The organism is Mycobacterium sp. 1274756.6, assembly GCF_001668625.1.
In the GTDB taxonomy this organism is placed as follows: domain Bacteria; phylum Actinomycetota; class Actinomycetes; order Mycobacteriales; family Mycobacteriaceae; genus Mycobacterium.
Map to the genome: position 1 here is coordinate 1 of NZ_LZLJ01000091.1, position 18,796 is coordinate 18,796.

Sequence of the window (18,796 nt, forward strand, 5' to 3'; positions counted from 1 at the left end):
GCCGCGCGGCAAGGCACTCGGCGGCTCCAGCACGATCAACGCGATGATCTACGCCCACGGCCACCCCTCGGACTTCGATCACTGGGCGGCGCTGGGCAACCCGGGCTGGGGCTTCGAGGACGTGTTGCCGTACTTCACCAAGTCGGAGAACAACGCCGTCCACCGCAACTCGCGTTACCACGGCACCTCCGGCCCACTGCACGTGACCAACCTGCGCAGCCCGAGCCCGCTCAACGAGGTTTTCCTGGCCGCCTGCCAGGCGCAGGGCATCCCGTTCAACGACGACTACAACGGCGCGCAGCACTTCGGCTGCTACCACGTGCAGGTCACCCAGAAGGACGGTGAGCGGCACAGCGCGGCCGCCGCGTTCATCCACCCGAACCTCGACCGACCCAACCTGGACGTGCGTACCAAAGCGCACATCACCGGGATCGACTTCGACGGCCGCCGCGCCACCGGGGTCAGCTACCGACGCGGCCGACAGTCGCGCACCGTACGCGCCCGACGCGAGGTCATCCTGGCGGCAGGTGCGTTCGGCACGCCGCAGATCCTGCTGGCCTCCGGCGTCGGGCCCGGCGCCCACCTCCAGGAACTGGGCATCCCCCCGGTGCTCGACAGTCCCGGGGTGGGCCAGAATCTGCAGGACCACATCTCGGCGCTGCTGATCTTCCGGGCACGCACCACCGAGGGCACGGTCGGGATCTCACCGACCGGCATCGCCCGGATGGCCAAGGCCGCCTGGCAGTGGCGCCGGCATCGCACCGGCCTGCTCACCAGCTGCGCCGCCGAATCCGGGGCTTACTACCGCACCAGCGCCGACGTCGAGGTGGCCGACATGGAGATGGAGCTGATCGTCGGCATCGGTGAGGACCATGGTCGCAAACCGCCGATCGGCCACGGCTATTCGGCGCACCTGCTGCTCGCCCGCCCCAAGAGCACCGGGGAGGTGCGGCTGGCCAGCCCCGACACCGCCGTCGACCCGCTGATCGACCCGAAGTACTTCAGCCACCCTTACGACATGCCGACGCTGGTCAAGGGCACCCAGATCGCCCTGGACGTCATGAACGATCCCGTCTTCGACCCCTACCGCGGCGAGATGATCGTCCGCTACGACCGCAACGACCCCCGACAGATCGAAGAGACTCTGCGCGCGCACGCCGACACCGAGTACCACCCGTGCGGCACCGCCAAGATGGGCCCGGACACCGACCCGATGGCCGTCGTCGACCCGACGCTGCGGGTGCGGGGCATCGAGGGTCTGCGGATCGCGGATGCGTCGGTGATGCCGACCGTGCCCAGCAACAACATTCACGCCCCGGTGCTGATGATCGCCGAGAAGTGCGCCGATCTGATCAAGCAATCCGCTTAAGCCGCAACGATGACGGTGAGCTCACCGGGTCGGTGCTCGACCGTGAGCCCGGCGCGGCGCGCGATGGCCGCCGCCCCGGCCGCATCGGTCGGCTCGGCGCGGCTCACCGCCAGCACGCGGGCCAGCCTGCCCTTGTGCGCCTTGCTGGCGTGGCTCACCGCGGTCCGCCGACCGTCCGGGCTCTCCGCCACCACAACGACTTTCACGGCACCGGGTATCCGCGCCAACGCGGCATAGGGCCCGGAGCGCAGATCGACGACGAGCTGGTCGCCGGCCAATGCGGCGAACACCGGCTCCAGCACCGGGCGCCACCGCGGCGCCAACCCGGGCCGGTCGGGCAGCCGGGACCCGGCGGAGAGCCGGTAGGCCGGGATCGGGTCGTCGGCGCGCAACAGACCGAACAGGGCCGAGGCCACGACGAGGCGGTTACGGGCGCGGCCGGCCTGCGCGCCACGCAAGGCGCCCGCGTCCAGCGCGTCGTAGAGCACGCCGGTGTAGCGCTGGATCGCCGGCATCGTCGCGGCCTCCCACAACACCGCGTTGCGTGCGATCTCCGCATCCTGGCGGGCGGTCAGCCCCAGGGCCCGACGACTGCCGGCGAGGTCGCCGGCCAGGGCGACCACCTCGTCGACCAGTTCGGCGCGCAGTGGAGTGAGCGTGGGAAAGCCGAGGGCGTCCAACCGGAGCGGCGGCCCGTCACCGCCGGCGTGTTTGGTCTCCGAGGGCGGCAACACGAGGATCACAGCTGTCGACGGTAACCGCCGCGTACTGTCCGGCTGCAGGGGCCGGTAGAACGGGCCACCGCAGGAAAACCGTCTCCCGCCCCCGCGAATCCGGCTTACGCTTCCGGTCATGTCCCCTCGCCACGGCTTCGCCACCGCCCTCGCCGGTACCGCGCTGGTCGCGCCGCTGATGATCGGCTGCTCCACGACCAGCACTGCGCCGGCCGGCGAAACATCGACGCCGCCGGCGGCCGCGTCGACCACGACCACGACCGCCTCCCCGGCGGCACCCACCCCGACCGGCCCACCGGTGGGAACGGCGACCATGAAGGTCGTCGGCGGGCCTGCGCCGGTGACCATCCGCTACCAGATCAACGGCGGCGCCGAACAGGTCGAAACCGGCGTCATGCTGCCCTGGGAGAAGCAGTACGACGTCTACGACAAGATCTCCTCCTCGGTGACCGCCGAGGGCGGCACCGAGGTGCTGGCCTGCACGATCGTGATGAACGACCTGCTGGTGAGCTACGTCAACGAACCGAACCCGACCTGCACCTTCGCCTACTACGAATGATCCGCGGTGGCGTCGAACTCCACCGCCACCACATCGGCGACCTTCATCGCCCCCATCGCCGTCGAGTACTGCTTCACCTTGTGGTCGCTGTGGCGGACCTCGGTGCGGACCCGCAACCGGTGAGCCGACCCGTCGTCGGCCACGTCAAGCGCGACCTCGACGGGCCTGCTGACCCCGTGCACGGTGAGCGGCCCGTGCAGCAGATAGCCGCCGTCACGGGGCTGAATCGATTCGGCGTCGAACTCGACGGTCGGAAACCGCTTGGCGTCCAAGGTCTTCAGGGCGTTGGCGCGCACCAGGGTCTTCTCCGGGCCGCTCAGCGGGGTCAGGCCGCCCTCACCGGAGACCACCTGCAGCGAATCGACGTCGACGACCAGGCGCGCCGTCACCGGCGTATCGCCGTCGCAGTCGACGGTGATCCGCCAGGACCGCATCGCGATGGTCAACCGGTGGCCCATCCGCGCCGCCCGGCCGGTCACCCCGGTGCGCAGGGTCAGCGTGCCGGCGGCGTCGTCCAGACTCGACGTGGTGGTCATGTCGGCAGTACATCAGAACCGGGCCGCCCGGCTACGATGGGGCCGCCGTGACTGCTGACCAAGAATTCAACCTCGCCGAGGTGTTCGCGGCGGTGGCCGCCACCAATCCCGACCGCGACGCCATCGTCTTCGGCGACCGGCGGTTCAGCTTCGCCGAGACCGACGCCCGCGCCAACCGGCTGGCCCGCGCCCTGCACGACTGGGGACTGGGTGCGCACCGGGAACGCGCGGAGCTGGCCGGCCACCAGTCCGGGCAGAGCCACCTCGCGCTGTACCTGACCAACGGCAACGAATACCTCGAGGGGATGCTGGCGGCGTTCAAGGCCCGCGTCGCGCCGTTCAACGTCAACTACCGCTACGTCGCCGAGGAACTGCGCTACCTTTTCGACAACGCCGCCGCCGACGCGGTGATGTACCACGCCCGGTTCGCCCCCACACTCGCCGAAGTCCTCGACCGGCTGCCCGGCCTGCGGCTCATCCACGTCGACGATTCCTCCGGCCACCCGCCGCTGCCCGGCGCGGTGCGCTACGAACAGCTGCTGGCGGACGCCGCGGCCGAACCCCCGCCGGTCACACCGTCTCCCGACGACCTCTACCTCCTCTACACCGGCGGAACCACCGGCCTGCCCAAGGGCGTGCTGTGGCGCCAGCACGACATCTACATCGGTGCGATGGGCGGGCGGATCTACGGAACCGACCGGCGGTTCACCAGCCTCGAGCAGATCGTCGAGCGCGCCCGGCAGGGCGGTCCCGGTTCGATGACGGTGGCGCCGTTGATGCACGGCGCCGCGCAGTGGGCGGCGTTCAACACGCTGCTGCGCGGTGTCCCGTTCGTCATGTCGGCCACCACCGACCGGTTCGACCCCGCCGAGGCGCTGGCGTTGGCCGACCGCGAACGGGTGGCATCGCTGTCGATCGTCGGCGACGCGTTCGCCCGCCCGCTGCTGGCGGAGTTGGAGACCGGCCGCTTCGACCTGTCCGGGCTTCAGCACCTGGTCAGCGGGGGAGCGATCTTCAGCGCCGGGGTCAAGGCACGATTCCTGGAGTTGTTGCCGCAGTTGACGATTCTGGATGCCGGCGGCTCCTCGGAGAGCGGGTCGCAGATGGGCCAGATGTCGACCCGCGCCTCGATCGGCTCCGGGCGATTCGCTCCCAACCCGGGTGCGGTGGTGGTCAGCGAAGACCTGACCCGGGTGCTCGCGCCGGGGGACGCGGAGATCGGCTGGCTGGCGCAGCAGGACCCGGTGCCGCTGGGATACCTCGGTGATGCGGAGAAGTCCGCCCGCACCTTCCCGACCATCGACGGCGTCCGCCACTCGGTACCCGGCGACCGGGCTCGCTGGGACGCCGACGGCACCATCGACCTGCTCGGGCGGGACTCCGTGACGATCAACTCCGGCGGCGAGAAGATCTTCGCCGAGGAAGTCGAGGCGGCGCTGGCCCACCACCCGGACGTCTACGACGTCATCGTCGTGGGCCGGCCCAGCACCCGCTGGGGTTCGGAAGTGGTGGCGCTGGTCCAGGTGGCCGACGGCGCCGACGTCGACGCCGCCGGGTTGCTCGCCGAGGCCGCCCGGCACGTCGCACGCTACAAACTGCCCAAAGACATCCTGTTCCGGCCCGGCCTGCGCCGGTCCCCGTCGGGCAAGGCCGACTACCGCTGGGCGAAAGCCGAAGCGGCCGAAGAGAACTGAGTTGCGTCGCTACTTGGTGGCGACGGTGAGTCCCTCGCCGGTCCAGCGCCGCACCACCTGGTGCTCCACGGTGGCGAAGCCGGCACCGGTGGCCAGGCTGCGCATCTGCTCGGGAGTGGGGAAGTGGCCGACCGAACCGCCGCCGGAGCCCAGCCACAGCAGGAAGCGCCGCGGCGCGCTGCTCGGGTTGACCACCCCGATCATCATCAACCCGCCCGGCGCCAGGACGCGATGAAACTCCGCCACCGCGGCCGGCTGGTCGAAGAAGTGGAACGCGTTGGTGCTGATCACCGCGTCGATCGAGGCGTCGTCGAACGGAAGCTGTTCGGCCGGCGCCCTGGTCCAGCTCACCTTCGCGGAGCGGTCGCGGGCCTTGGCCAGCATGCCGTCGGACATGTCGCAGCCGTAGACCGCCGTCGGGGCCAACTCCTCGGCGATCCGCGAACTGAGGATTCCGGTGCCGCAGCCGACGTCGGCGATGCGTTGGGCATCGGCTCGGCGCAGCCGCGCCACCACCGCGTCCTGGGCGGGCCGGTAGAAGGTCTGCTGCAGCAGCGGGAAGTCGTAAACGCGCGCGAGCTGATCGAAGACTCCCGAGATCGGCCGGCTGAGCGGGTTCGCCATGACGCCCAGTGTCGCACGTCGCGACACCTGCGGCGCGACCTACTTACTGGGCGGCCGGCTTGTGCGCGACGATCGCGATCGCAGCCATCTGCTGGTTGTATTTGCGGAAGGTCTGGCGCATGTTGAGCACCCGCCGGCGCGCATCGGGCTGCAGCAGCAGGTTCTTGGCGAACCGCAGCGCGCCGAACAGGCCTTCGTCGGAGATCAGCCGCCGGGGCTGCAGCAGCGCCATCGGTGCGGTCTCGACCTCGTCGACCACCAGGCCGTGGGCGGCGAGCAGGGCGGTCCACTCGGCGACCGTCAGCGGGCGGGCGTTGACCTTGATCGACCGCGCCAACGCCTGCTGCACGTCGGTTTTGATGTCCTCGGCGAGCGAGTCCGGGGTGAGCGCCAACTCGTGGATGGCGTAGCGGCCGCCCGGCCGCAGCACCCGCGCCGCCTCGGCGACGATCGCGTTCTTCGACTTCTCGCCCTGCATGGTCAGCATCGCCTCGCCGACGACGACGTCGCGGCTGGCGTCGGGCAGGCCGGTCTCCTCGGCGTCGGCGACCCGCACCTCACCGCGGCCGGCCACGATCGTCTCCACCATCCGGGCGGCGTCGGGGTTCTGCTCGGCGCCGATGTAGGAGCGCGGGTTGGCCGCCATGATCTCGGTGGCGGTGCGGCCCAACCCCGGGGCGAACTCCAGCACGTCGGCGTCGGCCAGCTTCGCCCGGCGCAGCAGCGAGCGCGACAACTCGATGCCGCCCGGCCGCAACACCCGCTTGCCCAGCCGGGCCAGCAGCCAATGCCCCTGTACGTGCTCGGCATCGCGGTCGGCGGACGGGAGACGGTTTTCGGTATCGGTCATGACACAGCCTGCCTCACAGTAGGCATCAGGCCGCCGATCTCGCGGTGCTGATGCACGGTCAGATAGCGCAGCCCGTCCGGGCCGGCCTGAAACCCGCGACGCGAACGTCGCGGCATCCACAACAGCGCGCCGGGACGCAGGTCCACGGTGGCCTGTTCGGTGGTCACGGTGCCGCTTCCGGTCAGCACGTGAACCAACACATCGACGTCGGCGCCATCGTGGGCACCGATGGTGCCGTGCGGCGGCAATGCGATGATGTTGGAGTCCAGGCCCCGGTGCGGAAGATCCAACTTCCACAGGGTTCCCGAGGCGGCGGGGTCACCCGCGGTGAGGTCGGCGGAGTTGCCCAGAACCCGCGGCAGGTCGGCCCGGTCGCCGACGTCGGGTCCGGTGTCCGCCATGGGTAGGCTCGCCTTCCTGGTTCTCACAAAATCAATTGTGTAAACTCTAGCGCATGACTTATGTGATCGGGAAACCCTGTGTCGATGTCATGGACCGGTCCTGTGTGGACGAGTGCCCGGTCGACTGCATCTACGAGGGTGGCCGTGCTCTCTACATCCATCCGGACGAATGCGTCGACTGCGGTGCGTGTGAGCCGGTCTGCCCTGTCGAAGCAATTTACTACGAGGACGACCTGCCCGAGGACCTGGAGCCGTATCTGGACGACAATGCGGCGTTCTTCTCCGAGACGTTGCCGGGTCGCGACGAGCCGCTCGGGTCGCCGGGCGGAGCGGCCAAGATCGGAGCGCTGGGGGTCGACACCCCGCTCGTGGCGAGCTTGCCCAAACAGGGGGAGTGAGCTCAATCTCCGGGTCAGCGGGGGAACTGACGGGGCGCCGCCTCGACGTCTGGCGGGTGCTCAAATCCGCCCGGGCGCCGATGAGCATCGCCCAGATCGCCGCCGACCTGGACGTTCACCCCAACACCGTCCGGTTCCATCTGGCCACTCTGGTCCGGGATGGCCGGGTCGAGCGCGTGCAGACCCCACACCGGGGTCCGGGCCGCCCCCCGGTGATGGTCCAGGCGGTCCGGCAGATGGACCGCGGGGGTCCGCGCCGGTACCGACTGCTCGCCGAGATCCTCACCATCGGGTTCGCCACCGACGCCGACCCCGCCACCAGGGCGTTGGAAGCCGGCCGGACCTGGGCGCGCCGGCTGCGTCCGCCGGCGCAGGACCGCCCGGCGCCGGACTGCGAGCAATCCATCGAGAACCTCGTCGAGATGCTCGACGAGTTGGGCTTCGCCCCTGAACGCCGCGAAGCCGGCGGCGAGCAGCAGGTCGGCCTGCGGCACTGCCCGTTCCTCGAACTCGCCGAGACCGACCCGGAAGTGGTCTGCCCGATCCATCTCGGCCTCATGCAGGGCGCGCTGGAAACCTGGGACGCCCCGGTGGCGGTCAGGCAACTCGACAGCTTCGTCGAACCCGACATGTGCCTGGCGCACCTGGACCTCGCCGCCGCCCAGCGCGGCCGCGTCGACGGGGTGGCCGGGTGAACCCCGGCGCGGCGGTGGCCGTGGCCGTCGGGTTCAGTTGGCTGGGCATGGTCGCCGGGCTGTCGTTCATCGAGGCGCCGCTGAAGTTCCGCGCGCCGGGGGTCACCCTGCAGATCGGCCTCGGCATCGGGCGGATGGTGTTCCGCGCCCTCAACACCGTCGAAGCGGTGTTCGCGGCCTGCCTCGTCGTCGCGCTGGTATTCAGCCCGCAACCGGCGGTCGTGACGGCCGCGTTCGCGATCGCGATCGCGATGCTGGTCCTTCAGGTGGCGGCGGTCCGGCCGCGGCTGAACAAACGATCCGACCTGGTGCTGAACGGCTACGAAGGCCCGCGATCGCATCTCCACTACGTCTACGTCGGCCTGGAGATGGTTAAGTTGACGGCGTTGCTGGTGGCGGGGACCGCCCTGCTCGCCGGCTGATCGACCCGACCGAAAGGCTAAGGAGCATATGAACACCGTCTCGCTGTCCAGCCTGAGCGCAGAGAAGGTCGCCGAAGCCCAGCAATCCCGCAGCGGGCGCACCGCGGTGACCATCAACGGCGGCCACTCCCACGGGCTGCGCCAGACGCTGGTGGCGCTGCGCAGCGGCGTGGAGTTGGCCGAACACGACAGCCCCGGCGAGGCGACCCTGCAGGTGTTGCAGGGCCACGTGCGCCTGGTCCTGCCCGACGACTCCTGGGAGGGCAAGGCCGGCGACTGGGTCGCGATCCCGATGGAACGGCACTCCCTGGAGGCGGTGGAGGACTCCGCGGTGCTGCTCACCGTCGCACTGAGCGCCAAACATCCCCAGTAACGCGCGGATGACGCTGACGACGCACTGGTCGGCGGGCATGGGCCTGCGGCTGCCGATCGTCAACGCGCCGATGGGGGGAGTGGCCGGCGGCCGGCTGGCCGCGGCGGTCACCGCGGCGGGCGGTCTCGGCATGATCGGCATGGGCAGCGCCGCCACGGCGTCGGCGCTGCGCACCGAGCTGGCCGAACTCGGCGAGGTGACCGGGCCGTTCGGCATCGGCTTGGTGGACTGGGTCATCGCCGGGGAACCCGCGTTGTTCGACGCGGCGTTGGCGGCGCGGCCCAGCCTGCTCTCGGTCAGCTTCGGCACCGATTTCGGCTGGGTCGCCCGCGCGCACGCCGCCGGCGTCGCCACCGCCACCCAGGTCTATGACCGCGCCGGCGCGCTGCGCGCCGCCGACGCCGGCGTCGACGTCGTGGTCGCCCGCGGTGCGGAGGGCGGCGGGCACGGGGCCATGGGGCTGGCCACGCTGCCGCTGCTGGACGTGGTGCTCGACGCGGTGGAGGTTCCGGTGCTGGCGGCCGGCGGGATCGGCTCGCCGCGCAGTGTGGCGGCCGTGCTGGCGGCCGGCGCGGCGGGCGTCTGGCTGGGCACCCGGCTGTCGGCCTGCACGGAGGCGCTGAGCAGCCCGGGCGCCCGCGCAGCGCTGATCGACGCCGACGAGAGCTCCACCGCCACCACCCGCGTCTTCGACATCGGTCAGGACCGGCCCTGGCCGGCCCGGTTCCCGTCGCGCGTGCTGGTCAACGACTTCCTCACCCGCTGGGCGGACCGCCCGGAGGACCTCGACGGCGCGGCGCGCGACGAACTGGCCGCCGCACTCGCCGCCGACGACCGCCGGATCGCGCCGGTGGACGCCGGACAGGGCGTCGCGATGGTCACGGCGGAGGAACCCGCCGCCGCGGTGATCGACCGGCTGTGCGTCGGCGCCGCCCAGTTACTGACCGGCTGGGCCTAGCTCCGGTCGCCGGTCTCGAGCACCACGCAGCAGCGCGCACGGCCCGGGCAGAGCCGCGCACGCGGGCCGAACGGGGCCAGCGCGCCCGCGACCCCGGACACCAACGCGTGGTTCATGTGGCAGGCCAGCTCGGTCTGGGTGCGGGCCAGCGCGTCGAACGGGCAGTTGGCCAGATACACCTCCGCGGCGTCGCCGTAGCGCGGTTCGTAGCCGTGCGCCGCCAGCACCGTGACCGCCAACTCCAGGGCCGCCTCGACGTCGGTGGGCGGCTGCCGCTCAGCGGCCGCCGCGCCCAGGGTGTGGCCGTAGTCGTGGGCGGTGCGCTGCAGCACCGCCAGCACCGCCTCGCCGGTGCGGGCGGATTCGGCGATGGCGGCCGCCATCAGCTCGCCGGCCAGCCGGTACTCGCGCTGCGGCAGGCTGACCGCGATGTCGCGCTCGGCGCGGCGGTACAGCTTGGCCGGCCGGCCGGCGCCCGGGCCGGAGCGTCCCGTCAACCGGACGTAGCTGGCCTCCAACAGGCCGTCGGCCTCCAGCCGGTCCAGGTGGAACTTCGCCTGGTGGCGCGGGATCCCGACGGCCTCGGCGGCCTGGTCACGGCTGACCGGCTCGGGTTGGGCGCAGACGAATCGGTAGAGGCGGCGGCGCAGCGGATCGGCTAAGGCGCCGATCCCGGCGGCATCGCGGGCCAAGTCTGCCATCTCACCATTTCTAACAGACGAAGTTATTGACGTTACAGTTTACCCGTTCTAACGTTAAAAGTGTTCTTCTTTAGAGGTAAGGAGTCATCATGAGCACCACATCCGCCGCCGGCGTCACTCCGCCCCTCGCCGAGCGGCTCAAGGACCCGCTGTTCGAGGCCTTCTTCGCGCTACGCACGCTGTTCACGGTCGCACCGATCCTGTTCGGCCTGGACAAGTTCTTCAACATCCTGCCCACCAACCCGGACCACTGGGACAAGTACCTGGCCGGCTGGATCGACAACCTCGTACCCGGCAGCGCCACCACCGACATGTACCTGGTCGGAGTGATCGAGATCGTCGCCGGGATCCTGGTCGCGGTCGCGCCCCGCATCGGCGCCTGGGTGGTGGCGGCGTGGCTGGCCGGCATCATCGTCGACCTGCTCACCCTGTCCGGCTACTACGACGTGGCGCTGCGCGACTTCGGGCTGCTGGTCTCGGCGCTGGTGCTGGCCCGGCTGGCGCAGGCCGTCCACCTGGGTTACAGCGCGCGCAGGTAGCGCCGGGTCATCACCCGCTGGCCCAACGCGGTGACGGGTGCGCCGAGGCGGCTCCACCAGGTGGCGCTGCGGGAGAACGCCCGAACCTCGGCGTACACCGCGTCGGCGGCCGGGTCGTAACGCACCGAGAACAGCTCCTCGCCGGACTCGGGGTGACCCGGCAGGGTGCCGTAGGCGAAGCCGCGCCGGTTCGGCTCGTCGAGGACGTAGACGACCCGGCACGGCGCCTTGATCGGACCGAGGCGCACGACCACCACCGTGTCGACGGCGGCCACCTCACTGCTGGCCCGCACCGAAACACCCGAGCCGCGCTGCATCCCATAGCGCAGCACCGCCGCACCGGCCTCCTCGAAACGTCGCCGCCCGGACCCGATCCGGGCGGCGACCTCGATGTGCTTGTAGCCGTCGGGCAGCACCGGCCGCGCGGTGGCGCCCACCTCGTCGTAGGTCAGCGGCTGTGTCGCGAACTTGGCGAAATCCACCGCTCCACTGTGCCACCGGAGGCGTACGGTCGGACGGGTGACACCGGAAACGTTCACGCTCGGCGGCGACCTGACGGTCAACCGGCTCGGCTTCGGCGCGATGCGGCTCACCGGGCCGGGGGTGTGGGGCCCGCCCGCCGACCGCGGCGCCTGCATCCGGCTGCTGCGCCGGGCGGTCGAACTCGGCGTCAACTTCATCGACACCGCCGACTCCTATGGGCCCGATGTCTCCGAGGACATCATCTTCGAAGCACTGCACCCCTACGACGGCTTGGTGATCGCCACCAAGGCGGGCCTGCTGCGTACCGGTCCGGACCAGTGGACGCCGTTGGGCAACCCGACCTACCTGCGCCAGCAGTGCGAGATGAGCCTGCGGCGGTTGGGTCTGGACCGTATCGACCTGTTCCAGCTGCACCGCATCGACCGTGACTTCCCGCTCGCCGACCAGGTCGGTGAGCTGGCGGCGCTGCGCGACGAAGGCAAGATCCGCCACATCGGGCTCTCCGAGGTGGACACCGACCAGCTGGAAGCCGCACAGCAGATCACCCCGATCGTCTCGGTGCAGAACCGCTACAACCTCGCCGACTTGGGCGCCGACCCGCTGGTGGACCGCGCCACCGAGCAGGGCATCGGCTTCATCCCCTGGTTCCCGCTCGCGGCGGGACCACTGGCCGACCCGGCCGGGCCTTTGCGTCACATCGCCGAGGAGCGCGACGCCACCCCCGCCCAGCTCGCGCTGGCGTGGCTGCTGAAACGCTCACCGGCGATGCTGCCGATCCCGGGCACCGCCGACCTCGCTCACCTCGAGCAGAACGTCGCCGCAGCCGCCATCGACTTGACCGACGCGGAGTACTCCGCACTGACCGAGGCCGCGGCGGCCTGAGGGTTCGCCGCAGCGGGAACCCGGGCCATTGATTCTGCGGTGACCACGCCCCGCTCTCGCACTTTGTCGTGGTGGACGCAGAATCGAGTGCTGACCGAGGCACCCGCGCTGTCCGTGCGGCTCAAACCGGGCCAGCTTTGAGTTCACCCACCGATGCGCCGCCCACCCACGAATTTGCGCCCCGATAGCATGGTCGCGACCGTTGAAACAGGCCCGACACCCCTGGAGACCAGCCCATGAGCGCCCCCGCCACGCACGCCCCCGCCGACCCGATCCGGGTGCCGGCCGGGACCACGGTGGGCGCCGCTGTCCGCGATGCGGGCCTGCCCTCGCGCGGCGCCCCGGACGCGGTGGTCGTGGTCGCCGACGCGGACGGGACGCTGCGCGACCTGAGCTGGGCGCCCGACACCGACGTCGACGTCACCCCGGTCGCCGCCGACACCGAGGCGGGCCGCAGCGTGATCCGGCACTCGTGCGCCCACGTGCTGGCCCAGGCGGTCCAGGACCTGTTCCCCGGCACCAAGCTGGGCATCGGCCCGCCGATCACCGACGGCTTCTACTACGACTTCGCCACCGACCACGCCTTCACCCCGGAGGACCTGGCCGCTCTGGAGAAGCGGATGCGCCAGATCGTCAAAGAGGGCCAGCTGTTCTCCCGGCGGGTCTATGAATCCAAGGACCAGGCCCGCGCCGAACTGGTCGACGAGCCCTACAAACTCGAGCTGGTCGACGACAAGTCCGGCGACGCCGAGATCATGGAGGTCGGCGGCGACGAACTGACCGCCTACGACAACCTCAACCCGCGCACCAAGGAACGCGTCTGGGGCGATCTGTGCCGGGGACCGCACATCCCCACCACCAAACACATCCCGGCGTTCAAGCTCACCCGCAGCTCCGCGGCGTACTGGCGCGGCGACCAGAACAACGCCAGCCTGCAACGCATCTACGGCACCGCGTGGGAGTCGCAGGAAGCACTCGACCGGCACCTGGAGCTGATCGAGGAGGCGCTGCGCCGCGACCACCGCAAGCTGGGCGTGGAACTGGACCTGTTCAGCTTCCCCGACGAGATCGGGTCGGGCCTGCCGGTCTTCCACCCCAAGGGCGGCATCGTCCGCGGCGAGATGGAGGACTACTCCCGGCGCAAGCACATCGAGGCCGGCTACCAGTTCGTCAACACCCCGCACATCACCAAGGCGCAGCTCTACGAGACCTCCGGCCACCTGGAGTGGTACCGCGACGGCATGTACCCGCCGATGCACATCGACGCGGAGTACGACGAGGACGGCGCCGTGCGCAAGCCCGGGCAGGACTACTACCTCAAACCGATGAACTGCCCGATGCACCACCTGATCTACCGCGCGCGGGGGCGTTCCTACCGGGAGCTGCCGCTGCGGCTCTTCGAATTCGGCTCCGTCTACCGCTACGAGAAATCCGGTGTCGTGCACGGGCTGACCCGGGTGCGCGGCATGACCCAGGACGACGCCCACATCTACTGCACCCGCGAACAGATGGGTGCCGAACTGGCCTCGCTGTTGCAGTTCGTGCTCGACCTGCTGGCCGACTACGGGCTCGACGACTACTACCTGGAACTGTCCACCAAGGACCCGGAGAAGTTCGTCGGCACCGACGAGGACTGGGACGCCTCGACCGCGACCCTGCGCGAGGTGGCCGAAGCCTCCGGGCTGCAGCTGGTGCCCGACCCCGGCGGCGCGGCGTTCTACGGGCCGAAGATCTCGGTGCAGGTCACCGACGCGCTGGGCCGCAGCTGGCAGATGTCGACGATCCAGCTGGACTTCAACATGCCCGAACGGTTCGGGCTGGAGTACACCGCCGCCGACGGCACCCGGCAGCGCCCGGTGCTGATCCACCGCGCCCTGTTCGGTTCGATCGAACGGTTCTTCGGAGTACTCACCGAGCACTACGCCGGAGCCTTCCCCGCCTGGCTCGCCCCGGTCCAGGTGGCCGGCATCCCGGTCGCCGACGACCACATCCCGCACCTGAACGACGTTGCCGCGCAACTGCGCTCGCACGGCATCCGCGTCGAGGTGGACACCAGCGACGACCGGATGGCCAAGAAGATCGTCAACCACACCAACCAGCGGGTGCCGTTCATGCTGCTGGCCGGCGACCGCGACGTGGCCGCAGGCGCGGTGAGCTTCCGGTTCGGCGACCGCACCCAGATCAACGGCGTGCCCCGCGACGAGGCGGTGGCCGCGATCGTCGACTGGGTCGCCAACCGGCGCAACGAAGTTCCGACCGCCGCGGCGGTGACGGTGGGCGGTAACGGGTGACCGACGACAGCGAGGACACCGTGGTCGACCGGGGTGTCGGCGAGCCCGACCACCTGCAGCGGCTGTGGTCGCCGCACCGGATGAACTATCTGGCCCAGGCACCTCGCAACCGCGCGGATGCGACACCGTCGCAACCGTTCACCGACATCCCGCGGATGTCCGACGAAGACGGTCTGATGGTCGCCCGCGGCGAGCTCGTCTACGCGGTGCTCAACCTGTACCCCTACAACGCCGGCCACCTCATGGTGGTGCCCTACCGGCGGGTCTCGGAGCTGGAGGACCTGACCGCCGCGGAGAGCGCGGAACTGATGGCCTTCATCCAGAAGTCGATCCGGGTGATCAAGGCGGTGTCGCGTCCGCACGGGTTCAACGTCGGACTAAACCTGGGCGCCGCGGCGGGCGGTTCACTCGCCGAGCACCTGCACGTGCACGTCGTACCGCGCTGGGGCGGTGACGCCAACTTCATCACCGTCATCGGCGACTCCAAGGTGATGCCGCAGCTGCTGGCCGAGACCCGCCGGCTGCTGGCCGAGGAGTGGGTGAAGCAGCCGTGAGCAAGCTGCGGTTCCTGTCGCGGGCCACGTTCAGCGGCATCACGGCCCCGGCGGCCAAAGCCGCGCTGCGGCTGGGCTTCACCCCCGACGGGGTGACCATCGTCGGCACCGCCGCGGCGGTGCTGGCGGCGCTGACCCTGTTTCCCATGGGCCACCTGTTCGCCGGCACCCTGGTGATCTGGTTCTTCGTGCTCTTCGACATGCTCGACGGCGCGATGGCCCGCCAGACCGGCGGTGGCTCGCGATTCGGCGCGGTGCTCGACGCCGCCTGCGACCGGATCAGCGACGGCGCGATCTTCAGCGGCCTGCTGTGGTGGGCGGCGTTCGGTCTCGGCGACGCCTCGCTGGCCGTGGCGACGCTGATCTGCCTGGTGACCTCGCAGGTCATCTCCTACATCAAAGCGCGCGCGGAGGCCAGCGGGCTGCGCGGCGACGGCGGCCTGATCGAACGGCCGGAACGGCTGATCATCGTGCTCGTCGGGGCCGGGCTGGCCGACTTTCCGGTGATCCCGCAGACCTGGGCGTTGCCGGTGGCGATGTGGGTGCTCGCGGTCACCAGCGTGGTCACCTTCGTGCAGCGGCTGCACACCGTGCGCACCTCACCGGGTGCGGTGGAGCCGCTGACGCCGGGCGACGACGGGGGAGCGCCGTGATCCCGGTTCCGGGGGCCGACACCCTCACCGACTGGGGGTATGCGGCCGGCTGGATGATGGTCCGGACCATGCCGGAGTTCGCCGCCCGCAACATGTTCGACGCCGGGGCGCTCTTCGCCGCCCGCGGACGCGGCCCCGACCAGCTGCGGCGCAACCTGGCCCGGGTACTCGGGGTTACCCCGCGCGAGGTGCCCGGCTCGCTGATGCGGGCCTCGCTGACCTCCTACGCCCGGTACTGGCGGGAGGCGTTCCGGTTGCCGTCGATGAACCACGAGAAGCTCGCGGCCCGGCTCGACAGCTCGGTCGGCGGGCAGGACCACCTCGATGCCGCGCTGGCCGCCGGCCACGGTGTGGTGGTGGCGGTGCCGCACAGCGGGAACTGGGACATGGCCGGGGTGTGGCTGGCCCAGACCCACGGCTCGTTCACCACCGTGGCCGAACGCCTCAAACCCGATTCGCTCTACCAGCGTTTCGTCGACTACCGGGAGTCGCTGGGTTTCGAGATCCTGCCGCACAAAGGCGGGGAACGGCCGGCGTTCGAGGTGTGCGCGGAGCGGTTACGAGACAACCGGGTGGTCTGCCTGATGGCCGAGCGCGACCTCACCCGCCGCGGCGTGCCGGTGGACTTCTTCGGTGAGCCCACCCGGATGCCGGCCGGCCCGGCGAAGCTCGCGCTGGAGACCGGGGCGACGCTGCTGCCCGCGCACTGCTGGTTCGACGGCCCGAACCGCTGGGGCTTTCAGGTCTATCCCGCGGTGGACACCGCCACCGGTGACGTGGGCGCGATCACCCAGGCGCTGGCGGACCGGTTCGCCACCAACATCGCCGAGCACCCGGCCGACTGGCACATGCTGCAGCCGCAGTGGCTGGCCGACCTGCCCGAGCAGCGCCGCACCTCGCTGGAGCAGACCTGATGCGGATCGGCATGGTCTGCCCGTACTCCTTCGACGTGCCCGGCGGCGTCCAGGCCCACGTCCTGCAGCTGGCGGAGGTGATGCGCGCCCGCGGCCACACCGTCAGCGTCCTCGCCCCGGCTTCCCCGCACGTCACGCTGCCCGACTACGTCGTCTCCGCCGGGCGGGCGGTGCCCATTCCCTACAACGGCTCGGTCGCGCGGCTGCAGTTCAGCCCGGCGGTGCACGGCCGGGTCCGCCGCTGGCTGGCCGAGGGCGACTTCGACGTCCTGCACCTGCACGAGCCCAACGCCCCGAGCCTGTCGATGTGGGCGCTGCGGATCGCCGAGGGCCCCATCGTGGCGACCTTTCACACCTCGACCACCCGGTCGCTGACGCTCAACCTCTTCCAGGGGGTGCTGCGGCCCTGGCACGAGAAGATCGTCGGCCGCATCGCGGTCTCGGACCTGGCGCGCCGCTGGCAGATGGAGGCGCTGGGATCCGACGCCGTGGAGATCCCCAACGGTGTGGACGTGGCGTCGTTCGCCGCCGCGCCGCTGCTCGACGGATACCCCCGACCCGGTAAGACCGTGCTGTTCCTGGGCCGCTACGACGAGTCCCGCAAGGGCATGGCGGTGCTGCTGGAGGCGCTCCCGAGGCTGGTCGAGCGGTTCCCCGACCTGGAGATCCTGGTGGTCGGCCGCGGCGACGAGAGCCAACTGCGAAGCCAGGCAGGCGAACTCGCCGGGCACCTGCACTTCTTGGGGCAGGCCGACGACGCCGAGAAGGCGTCCGCGCTGCGCAGCGCCGACGTCTACTGCGCCCCCAACACCGGCGGGGAGAGCTTCGGCATCGTGCTGGTCGAAGCGATGGCCGCGGGCACCGCCGTCGTCGCGAGCAACCTCGATGCGTTCCGCCGGGTGCTCGCCGACGGGGAGGCCGGACTGCTCGTCCCGGTGGCCGACAGCGCGGCGCTGGCCGACGGCCTGATCCGCCTGCTCGACGACGACGCGCTGCGCCGGCGCTACGTCACCGCGGCGAGCGCCGCGGTGGGGCGCTACGACTGGTCGGTGGTGGCCAGCCAGATCCTGCGGGTCTACGAGACGGTGGCCCGCGCCGGCGCCAAGGTCGAGGTGGCCAGCTGATGGTGTGGGCGGTGGCCGCCGTCGCGCTGGTCGTGGCGCTGCTGGTGGCGTTGGCGGCCTGGGCCTACCAGACCGCCAACCGGCTCAACCGTCTGCACGTGCGCTGCGACCTGTCCTGGCAGGCGTTGGACGCCGCGTTGGCCCGCCGCGCGGTGGTGGCGCGGGCGGTGGCGCTGGAGGCCTACCACGGCAGCCCCGAGGGCAGGCGGCTGGCGGCGCTGGCCGACGTCGCCGAGCGGGCGCCGCGCAACACCCGCGAGAACGAGGAGAACGCGCTCTCCGCCGAGCTCGCCGCGGTGGATCCGACGACGCTGCCGACCGAACTCGTCGCCGAGCTGGCCGACGCCGAAGCCCGGGTGGTGCTGGCGCGCCGGTTCTACAACGACGCGGTCCGCGACACCCGCGCGCTCAACGAACGTCCGCTGGTGCGACTGCTGCGCCTCAGCGGAACCGCGGTGTCGCCCAGCTACTTCGAGATCGCCGAACGGGTCGGGGCGGTGGCCTACGGCGATCTGCAGCAGCCCGGTCTGCTGGCGCCGCGCACCTCGGCGCGCATGGTGCTGCTCGACGAACACGGCGCGGTGCTGCTGCTGCGCGGCTCCGACCCGGCGCTCGGCGAAGACGCGCCGCGCTGGTGGTTCACCGTCGGCGGGCGGGCCGGCGACGGGGAGGCCCTCGCCGCGACGGCCGCGCGCGAACTCGCCGAGGAGACCGGCCTGCGGGTCGACTCCGAGGCGCTGATCGGGCCGGTCTGGCGGCGCAACGCCGTGTTCGGTTTCAACGGCGCGGTGATCAACAGCCAGGAGTTCTACTTCGTCCACCGCACCACCCGATTCGACCCGTGCCCGGCGCAGCGCACCAGTTTGGAGCACAGCTACCTCAGCGGGCACCGCTGGTGTGACGCCGCGCAGATCGCCGAGCTGACCGCGGCCGGGGAGACCGTCTACCCGCTGCAACTCGGGGAGCTGCTGACCGAGGCCAACGCGCTGGCCGACGAGCCGCCCGGACCGCACCGCCCGGCCCGCTACATCCGCTGAGCGCG

At 71.0% G+C, this 18,796-nt stretch carries 23 protein-coding genes; 16 read left to right on the plus strand and 7 right to left on the minus strand.

All coding sequences use genetic code 11. The annotated features are described in order from the left end of the window. The coding region (locus tag A5643_RS13850) for a GMC family oxidoreductase (protein ID WP_066856569.1) at positions 1-1,369 on the plus strand (1,369 nt) is incomplete at its 5' end. On the opposite strand, the gene yaaA is transcribed toward A5643_RS13850, so the two are convergent. Beyond that, positions 1,366-2,112 carry a peroxide stress protein YaaA gene (yaaA, locus tag A5643_RS13855; RefSeq protein WP_066856571.1) on the minus strand — a complete coding sequence of 249 codons (747 nt, stop codon included), beginning with the start codon at positions 2,110-2,112 and terminating at the stop codon, positions 1,366-1,368. The genes A5643_RS13850 and yaaA overlap by 4 nt on opposite strands. A 109-nt stretch (positions 2,113-2,221) precedes the next feature. Between yaaA and A5643_RS18770 the strand changes: the two genes are divergently transcribed. Then, entirely contained in the window at positions 2,222-2,662 is a 441-nt protein-coding gene (locus A5643_RS18770; protein WP_231995567.1) for a hypothetical protein, read from the plus strand. On the opposite strand, the gene A5643_RS13865 is transcribed toward A5643_RS18770, so the two are convergent. After that, positions 2,653-3,198 (minus strand): YceI family protein, encoded by a 546-nt coding sequence (locus A5643_RS13865; protein ID WP_066856574.1) that lies wholly within the window; start codon positions 3,196-3,198, stop codon positions 2,653-2,655. The genes A5643_RS18770 and A5643_RS13865 overlap by 10 nt on opposite strands. Positions 3,199-3,245: 47 nt before the next feature. On the opposite strand from A5643_RS13865, the gene A5643_RS13870 reads away from it, so the two are divergent. Then, complete coding sequence (locus A5643_RS13870) at positions 3,246-4,892, plus strand: acyl-CoA synthetase (RefSeq protein WP_066856576.1); 1,647 nt, start codon at positions 3,246-3,248, stop codon at positions 4,890-4,892. 9 nt (positions 4,893-4,901) lie between these two features. Here the strand turns inward: A5643_RS13870 and A5643_RS13875 are convergent, their stop codons facing one another. From A5643_RS13875 to A5643_RS13885, 3 genes are read right to left on the minus strand one after another with little or no spacing between them, the layout of a single operon-like run. Then, complete coding sequence (locus A5643_RS13875) at positions 4,902-5,516, minus strand: class I SAM-dependent methyltransferase (protein ID WP_066856581.1); 615 nt, start codon at positions 5,514-5,516, stop codon at positions 4,902-4,904. 43 nt (positions 5,517-5,559) lie between these two features. Beyond that, positions 5,560-6,366 (minus strand): class I SAM-dependent methyltransferase, encoded by an 807-nt coding sequence (locus A5643_RS13880; RefSeq protein WP_066856584.1) that lies wholly within the window; start codon positions 6,364-6,366, stop codon positions 5,560-5,562. Continuing rightward, the gene (locus A5643_RS13885) at positions 6,363-6,767 is read right to left on the minus strand and encodes a cupin domain-containing protein (RefSeq protein ID WP_066856587.1); all 405 of its coding nucleotides are present in this window, start codon (positions 6,765-6,767) and stop codon (positions 6,363-6,365) included. Before A5643_RS13885 ends, A5643_RS13880 begins: the two co-directional genes overlap by 4 nt. Before the next feature lie 53 nt (positions 6,768-6,820). Between A5643_RS13885 and fdxA the strand changes: the two genes are divergently transcribed. Genes fdxA through A5643_RS13910 form a run of 5 tightly spaced genes read left to right on the plus strand, consistent with a single transcriptional unit; the run spans position 6,821 to position 9,613 of the window. Continuing rightward, entirely contained in the window at positions 6,821-7,165 is a 345-nt protein-coding gene (fdxA, locus tag A5643_RS13890; protein ID WP_066856590.1) for a ferredoxin, read from the plus strand. Further along, positions 7,162-7,860 (plus strand): helix-turn-helix transcriptional regulator, encoded by a 699-nt coding sequence (locus A5643_RS13895; RefSeq protein ID WP_066856593.1) that lies wholly within the window; start codon positions 7,162-7,164, stop codon positions 7,858-7,860. The genes fdxA and A5643_RS13895 overlap by 4 nt, the downstream gene beginning before the upstream one ends. Then, positions 7,857-8,282, plus strand: a complete 426-nt coding sequence (locus tag A5643_RS13900; protein ID WP_066856596.1) for a hypothetical protein — start codon at positions 7,857-7,859, stop codon at positions 8,280-8,282. The genes A5643_RS13895 and A5643_RS13900 overlap by 4 nt, the downstream gene beginning before the upstream one ends. 28 nt (positions 8,283-8,310) lie before the next feature. Next, the gene (locus A5643_RS13905) at positions 8,311-8,655 is read left to right on the plus strand and encodes a cupin domain-containing protein (protein ID WP_066856599.1); all 345 of its coding nucleotides are present in this window, start codon (positions 8,311-8,313) and stop codon (positions 8,653-8,655) included. 7 nt (positions 8,656-8,662) lie between these two features. After that, the gene (locus A5643_RS13910; RefSeq protein ID WP_066856602.1) at positions 8,663-9,613 is read left to right on the plus strand and encodes an NAD(P)H-dependent flavin oxidoreductase; all 951 of its coding nucleotides are present in this window, start codon (positions 8,663-8,665) and stop codon (positions 9,611-9,613) included. Here A5643_RS13910 and A5643_RS13915 read toward each other — a convergent pair. Continuing rightward, positions 9,610-10,314: a helix-turn-helix transcriptional regulator gene (locus tag A5643_RS13915; RefSeq protein ID WP_066856605.1), complete on the minus strand. Its 705-nt coding sequence runs from the start codon at positions 10,312-10,314 to the stop codon at positions 9,610-9,612. The genes A5643_RS13910 and A5643_RS13915 overlap by 4 nt on opposite strands. 89 nt (positions 10,315-10,403) lie before the next feature. On the opposite strand from A5643_RS13915, the gene A5643_RS13920 reads away from it, so the two are divergent. Next, positions 10,404-10,853 carry a DoxX family membrane protein gene (locus A5643_RS13920; protein WP_066856608.1) on the plus strand — a complete coding sequence of 150 codons (450 nt, stop codon included), beginning with the start codon at positions 10,404-10,406 and terminating at the stop codon, positions 10,851-10,853. Here A5643_RS13920 and A5643_RS13925 read toward each other — a convergent pair. Further along, a complete protein-coding gene (locus tag A5643_RS13925; protein WP_066856611.1) occupies positions 10,835-11,335 on the minus strand; it encodes a DUF1990 domain-containing protein in 501 nt (166 codons plus the stop codon). The genes A5643_RS13920 and A5643_RS13925 overlap by 19 nt on opposite strands. A gap of 37 nt (positions 11,336-11,372) precedes the next feature. On the opposite strand from A5643_RS13925, the gene A5643_RS13930 reads away from it, so the two are divergent. The 7 genes from A5643_RS13930 (at position 11,373) to A5643_RS13960 (ending at position 18,791) form a co-directional block, all read left to right on the plus strand. Beyond that, the gene (locus A5643_RS13930) at positions 11,373-12,218 is read left to right on the plus strand and encodes an aldo/keto reductase (RefSeq protein WP_286143657.1); all 846 of its coding nucleotides are present in this window, start codon (positions 11,373-11,375) and stop codon (positions 12,216-12,218) included. Between the two features lie 236 nt (positions 12,219-12,454). After that, positions 12,455-14,509: a threonine--tRNA ligase gene (gene thrS, locus A5643_RS13935; RefSeq protein WP_066856614.1), complete on the plus strand. Its 2,055-nt coding sequence runs from the start codon at positions 12,455-12,457 to the stop codon at positions 14,507-14,509. Then, entirely contained in the window at positions 14,506-15,063 is a 558-nt protein-coding gene (locus A5643_RS13940; protein ID WP_066856617.1) for an ATP adenylyltransferase, read from the plus strand. The genes thrS and A5643_RS13940 overlap by 4 nt, the downstream gene beginning before the upstream one ends. After that, on the plus strand, positions 15,060-15,716 hold the full coding sequence (gene pgsA / locus A5643_RS13945; RefSeq protein ID WP_066856620.1) for a phosphatidylinositol phosphate synthase: 657 nt from the start codon (positions 15,060-15,062) through the stop codon (positions 15,714-15,716). Before A5643_RS13940 ends, pgsA begins: the two co-directional genes overlap by 4 nt. Further along, positions 15,713-16,630, plus strand: a complete 918-nt coding sequence (locus A5643_RS13950) for a phosphatidylinositol mannoside acyltransferase (protein WP_066856623.1) — start codon at positions 15,713-15,715, stop codon at positions 16,628-16,630. Before pgsA ends, A5643_RS13950 begins: the two co-directional genes overlap by 4 nt. Further along, a complete protein-coding gene (locus tag A5643_RS13955) occupies positions 16,630-17,754 on the plus strand; it encodes a glycosyltransferase family 4 protein (protein WP_066856626.1) in 1,125 nt (374 codons plus the stop codon). The genes A5643_RS13950 and A5643_RS13955 overlap by 1 nt, the downstream gene beginning before the upstream one ends. Continuing rightward, positions 17,754-18,791, plus strand: coding sequence for an NUDIX hydrolase (locus A5643_RS13960; RefSeq protein ID WP_066856629.1), 1,038 nt, complete (start codon positions 17,754-17,756; stop codon positions 18,789-18,791). The genes A5643_RS13955 and A5643_RS13960 overlap by 1 nt, the downstream gene beginning before the upstream one ends. Positions 18,792-18,796: the final 5 nt, after the last annotated feature.